The following is a 5,598-nucleotide window of genomic DNA, read 5'->3' as shown; positions in this document are numbered from 1 at the left end:
CCGGGTGCTCTACCAACTGAGCTACCGGGCCTCAGGAATGAATATTATATTATACTTCGCTCAGGCGACGTACAACAGGGGAATGAAGATGCTTGTGACCTCCTCCCCTCACTGAAGTGAGGGGCTTCCCGCTTCATCGTGGGTAGGACCCACTCCACGGGCGTTACTTCCCCGCGGTCCACGGGTAGGGCAGACTTTAAGGGGTCTGCCAGCCCTTTAAAAAGCCTTTAAGCTTTAAGGGTCGTGGGGGATGTTTTCCCCCACAGGTATTCCCCTTCTTGGTTTTAATATTAGAACTACTTTTTTAAAAAATCAATACCTATCGGACGCCATTCATCCCTGTATCACAGATACGGGGCTTTCTGGCGGGGCTTTCTGTAAAGAAACACATCCACACCTTGAAGAGTCTAAAAGAGTGGCGAGAGCTGAGCAGGATTCTGGACGAGAATGTGAAGAACCTGCAATAAGCTATAGGAGAGGTTGGGGCGTATAGGAAAGAAATCGGGTTATCATAATATTCTTAATTTCCTAAGGAGGTTTGGGATGGAAACGGATCTCGTCATAGTGGGTGCGGGAAGCGGAGGATACGAAGCCGGCATATACGCCTACCGCAGGGGGATGAGAACCGTTCTCGTTGAGCTCTCACCCGACACGGTTGGAGGAAACTGCCTGAACAGAGGCTGCATACCCTCCAAGTACATGAGGCACGGAGCCCATCTCATTGACAAGATGGAGATATCCCGCAGATGGGGGATAGCCACTAAGGGCTATGAGATTGATTACAAGAGCCTTATGGAAGGCAGGGATGAGGTTGTGGTAACAATAAGGGAGAACTTTAAGAAGTTCGCCCAGCAGATAAATCTCCCGATAATCTATGGGAGGGGCGTTATAAAGGACCCGAACACGGTCTTTGTTGAGGGTGCTGAGGAAAGGATAAAGACCAAGTACATACTGGTTGCCACAGGCTCAAGCCCCGTGGGTGTCGGGAACCTCATCCCCGATGGAAGGTACGTTGTGGACACAGACCAGGTGTGGGATATAGACTTCGTCCCGAAGAGACTCGTGATAGTCGGAGGCGGGGCTGTGGGCGTGGAGTTTGCCTACATATTCAGGAAGTACGGCTCTCAGGTAACCCTCCTTGAACTCCAGCGAAGACTCCTTCCCAGCAACGATATACCAGAGGACTCTGGCAGGTATCTTGGCAGGAAGCTAAAACAGCTCGGTGTGGACATCAGGACTAAGACCACCGTTGAGGATTGGGAAAAGACGCCCGAGGGCGTGAGGGTGAGGCTTACGAACGGAGAGGAGCTTGAGGCTGACTTCATACTTCTGGCAATAGGGAGGAAACCCAATACGAGGGGCTTCGGTCTTGAGGAAGTCGGTGTTGAGCTTGATGAAAAGGGGTTTGTTAAGGTAAACGAGTTCTCCCAGACGAGCGTTCCGAACATATACGCCTGTGGTGATATAACCTCTCCCCTGATGCTCGCCCACAAGGCAATGTATGAGGGCAAGATCGCAGTGAACCACATGCTCGGTGGAAGGGACTGGAAGAGGGACGACAGGATAGTTCCCAAGATAATCTACTCCGCCTTTGAGGTTGCGAGCGTTGGACTCACGGAGGACCAGGCTGAGGACAAGGACTACGATGTTGTGGTCGGGGTCACTTCCTTCGTGTCCAATCCGAAGGCTATGGACGATGGGGAGAACGAGGGCTTTGTGAGGATAGTGGCGGACGAGGACAGCGGGGAGATACTGGGATGTCATATAGTAGGTCCCAACGCAGGGGAGCTTATACATCAGGTAGTCCACATGATGAAGGACCACAAGACTGTGGAGTTTGCCTCCAAGAGCATGTACTCCCACCCCTCACTATCGGAGGCTATAGGGCAGAGCGCTTCCGAGATATACTACGGACCCATAACCTGGGTCAAGAGGTGAGCGTCTTCACTATATCAACAACCTGACTGACTATGACGCTGTTGGGGACCACCACCTCTGCCCCCAGCTCCCTCGCCTTCTGCTGGAGGTTGAGGTTCTTATGCCCGCAGTAAGCTATTACCTTTATATCGGGCTTTTCCCTCTTGAGGTTCTCCAAGAGCTCCTCCCCTCCGAAGCCCTCAAGGTTTATCACCGCAACCGCCACCTCCGAGCTGTTTTCAAGAAGCTCCTTTGCTTTGGACCACCTGCTCGCACTGAGAACCTCCCATCCCTGGGACTTCAGGAGAGAGGCAACCTTTGAAGAGGTTATCAGGTTGGAATCGCCCAGAAGGATCTTCATCGCCTCAGAACCTTGCCTCACAGGAGTGTTCGTACTCTACGAGCTCCTTTATCTTGGGTTCCTTACTGCAGAGGGGACAACCCGGGTCCTTCCTGAGCTTCACCTTTCTAAAGTCCATGGACAGGGCATCCATGATGAGAAGCTTTCCCACGAGGGGTTCGCCTATGCCGAGCAGAAGTTTTATAGCCTCAGTCGCCTGTATGCAGCCCATTATCCCCCCTATTGAACCCAGTATTCCGGCTTCCTGACAGGAGGGGACCATACCGGGAGGAGGAGGCTCTGGGAATAGACACCTGTAGCAGGGAGAGTTCTCCTTGTCCCTGAAGTCAAATACCGTGCACTGCCCCTCAAACCTGAGCATCGCGGCGGAGACGAGGGGCTTGCCGGCGAAGTAGCAGGCATCGTTTATGAGAAATCTCGTGGGAAAGTTGTCCGTTCCGTCAAGAACTACATCGTAGTCCTTTATAAGTTCCATAATGTTGTCCTTGTTCACCATCTGGTTGTAGGTTACCACCTTAACGTCTGGGTTCAGAGACTCAAGGGTCTTCTTCGCTGACTCCACCTTGGGAACGCCGACCCTCTCGGTCGTGTGGAGTATCTGCCTGTGGAGGTTGGAAAAGTCCACCACATCGTAGTCCACTATTCCTATGGTGCCGACACCCGCCGCAGCAAGGTAGAAGAGGGCTGGAGAGCCGAGTCCACCCGCACCGATGACGAGAACCTTGGAGTTTAAGAGCTTTTCCTGACCCTTTCCGCCTACCTCTGGCAGGATTATGTGCCTTGCGTACCTCTTTATCTGCTCTTCGGTGAACTGAAACATGATTAATATGATACAAAGTTTCGGGCTGAAAACAACCAGCTGGGTCATATAATTTCCCTATGAAGGTCAGGATAGGAACGAGGAAGAGCAAGTTAGCTCTCTGGCAGGCTAACTACGTTAAGGAGTTCCTTGAGAGGAAGTGGGGCGTTGAGGTTGAGCTTGTAAAGATAACTACCACGGGGGATAAGATACTTGACTCACCCCTCGCAAAGATAGGGGGGAAGGGGCTGTTCGTTAAGGAGATAGAGCAAGCTCTACTGGAGGGAAGGATAGACCTTGCTGTGCACTCTCTCAAGGACGTTCCCATGGTAATACCCGAGGGACTGACCCTCGGAGCCATAACTGAGAGGGAGAACCCTTACGATGTGCTCATCTCAAGGGAAGGAAAGAAGCTTAGAGAACTTCCAGAAGGCTCCAAGGTAGGGACCTCATCCCTGAGGAGACAGGTGCAGATAAAGAGACTCAGGAGGGACCTTCAGGTTGATATCCTCAGAGGCAACGTGGATACGAGGGTTAGAAAGCTCAAAGAGGGTCTGTACGACGCGATAGTCCTTGCCTACGCTGGGGTAAAGAGGATGGGTTATGAGGGGGAGATAACGGAGGTGCTTGATAACTTCATACCTGCGGTTGGTCAGGGAAGCCTCGCTATAGAGATAAGAGAGGGAGATGATAAGGTAATGACCCTTGTAGAGCCCCTTGACCACAGGGAGAGCAGGATAAGAGCTGAATGTGAGAGGGCTTTCCTGAGAAGGCTGGAGGGCGGCTGTCAGGTACCCATAGGCGCCTTCGCCCATGTCATAGACGGCAGGGTTAGGATAGAAGGTTTCATTTCCGACCTTGAGGGTATTAGATTTATAGAAGGCAGTGCGGAGGGAAGCGTGGATGAAGCGAAAAAGGTCGGTGAGCTCCTGGCAGAGGAGCTACTTAGGAAGGGAGGGAAAGAGATACTCGCTCAGATATACGGAGGTGAGTGAATGAAGCCTGTAGGCATAGTCTTGGGAACCAAAGAGGCAACCCCCTTGGAGTTCTGGGTCGGGGTTGATGGCGGGAACCCGATACAGCTTGATGACGTTATCGTTGTGAGCTCAAGGCTTGAGGGGAGCGGAAAGGAGATAAAGTTCTACGGACTTGTTCACGAGGTAAAGAAGTACCTTGAGGGAATTGAGCTGACCTACGAGGAGCGCCTCGTCACCGACGGTATTGTCCCAGCCAACATCGCCTACGTGGCAAGGGTCATGGTAACTAGGATAGAGCCGGAGGTCTTCGTCCCCCCCACCCCAGGGGACCCCGTCTACAGAGCTAAAGGGAAGGAGCTTGAGAAGGCGCTTTACTATGACAACATGAAGAGCAAGATACCGGCGGGCATATCAAGGAGCGGAGACGTTGTTTACCTAAACTACGACTTCCTGAACGGAAGGGAGGGAGCCCACGTCTCCATATCGGGTATGTCGGGGGTAGCTACCAAGACCTCCTACGCCCTGTTTCTCCTCTACTCAATATTCCAGAAAGCTGACGACAGGAAGAGGATACACGGACTCATATTCAACGTTAAGGGAAAGGACCTCCTCTGGATAGACAAGAAGAACAAGAAGTTCGGGAAGAACTTTGAGGAAGACTTCATGAAGATGGGTCTTGAGCCAAAACCCTTCAGGAACGTTGGCTTCTTTGCCCCTCCTGAGATGCCGGGAAGTAACGTGCCGGCTACAAAGGACAGGCTTGACAGCGTCCAGCCCTATTGCTGGAGTATGAAGGAGTTTGCCCAGGAGGGACTTCTGAGATTTCTCTTCGCCGAGGGAGATGAGGGTGCCTCATCCCTCCACTACGTTATAGACAGGGTTTCAGAGAAGCTCCAACAGCTTGCGAAGGACAGTCCTCCCGACATCCTCATTGACGAAAGCGGCAGGGAGATAGGGAGCCTTCAGGACCTTCTGAACCTTCTCTACGGCGTTATTGAAGATAAGGAGAATAAGACAGACCCCGACAGGTACAGGGAGTGGTTTGGCACCGCTGCCACCTCAACAGCCTACGCCTTCCTCAGGAGGTTCCATCACGCCGCTTCCCACTGTAAGAACCTCATATACGGGCACGAGTCCAGGACTATAGACTGGAAGGCTAACCAGCTCACCGTAATTGACATATCCGACCTTCACGGCATAGCGAAGATGTTCGTCGTCGGTTCAATGCTCAAGAGGATATTCAAGGAGAAGGAGGAGAGCGGAAACCCCTATCCTAAAATATTCGTCGTTCTTGACGAACTTAATAAGTACGCTCCCAAGGACAGGTGGAGCCCCATAAAGGATATCCTGCTTGATATAGCTGAGAGGGGCAGGAGCCTGGGGGTGATACTCATAGGGGCTCAGCAGACGGCGAGCGAGGTGGAGAAGAGGATAGTGGCGAACGCAGCTATAAAGGTGACGGGAAGGCTGGACAGCTCGGAGGTTCTGAGCAAGGAGTACGAGTTCCTCACAGGCAACTTCAGACAGAGGGCTATAATGCTCAA

General features: G+C 52.3%; 5 protein-coding genes. 3 read left to right on the top strand and 2 right to left on the bottom strand.

Going from position 1 to position 5,598, the window contains the following annotated elements; all coding sequences use genetic code 11:
• Positions 1 to 543 precede the first annotated feature (543 nt).
• Positions 544 to 1,938, top strand: a complete 1,395-nt coding sequence (lpdA, locus tag AC1HCM_RS05340; protein WP_479460734.1) for a dihydrolipoyl dehydrogenase — start codon at positions 544 to 546, stop codon at positions 1,936 to 1,938.
• Here the strand turns inward: lpdA and AC1HCM_RS05335 are convergent.
• Entirely contained in the window at positions 1,928 to 2,278 is a 351-nt protein-coding gene (locus AC1HCM_RS05335) for a response regulator (RefSeq protein ID WP_479460733.1), read from the bottom strand. The two genes, lpdA and AC1HCM_RS05335, sit on opposite strands and share 11 nt — an antisense overlap.
• A 4-nt stretch (positions 2,279 to 2,282) precedes the next feature.
• Complete coding sequence (gene thiF / locus AC1HCM_RS05330; RefSeq protein WP_479460732.1) at positions 2,283 to 3,098, bottom strand: thiazole biosynthesis adenylyltransferase ThiF; 816 nt, start codon at positions 3,096 to 3,098, stop codon at positions 2,283 to 2,285.
• Positions 3,099 to 3,157: 59 nt separating this feature from the next.
• Here thiF and hemC point away from each other — a divergent pair, with 59 nt between their 5' ends.
• Both hemC and AC1HCM_RS05320 read left to right on the top strand, forming a co-directional pair.
• Positions 3,158 to 4,072 (top strand): hydroxymethylbilane synthase, encoded by a 915-nt coding sequence (gene hemC, locus AC1HCM_RS05325; protein ID WP_479460731.1) that lies wholly within the window; start codon positions 3,158 to 3,160, stop codon positions 4,070 to 4,072.
• Positions 4,073 to 5,598: ATP-binding protein (locus tag AC1HCM_RS05320; protein ID WP_479460730.1), on the top strand; the 1,526-nt coding region annotated here is incomplete at its 3' end. It lies immediately after the preceding gene.

It is taken from the genome of Hydrogenivirga sp., assembly GCF_056450045.1.
The sequence above is the reverse complement of the archived record's forward strand: the minus strand, read 5'-3'. Positions and strand labels throughout refer to the sequence as shown.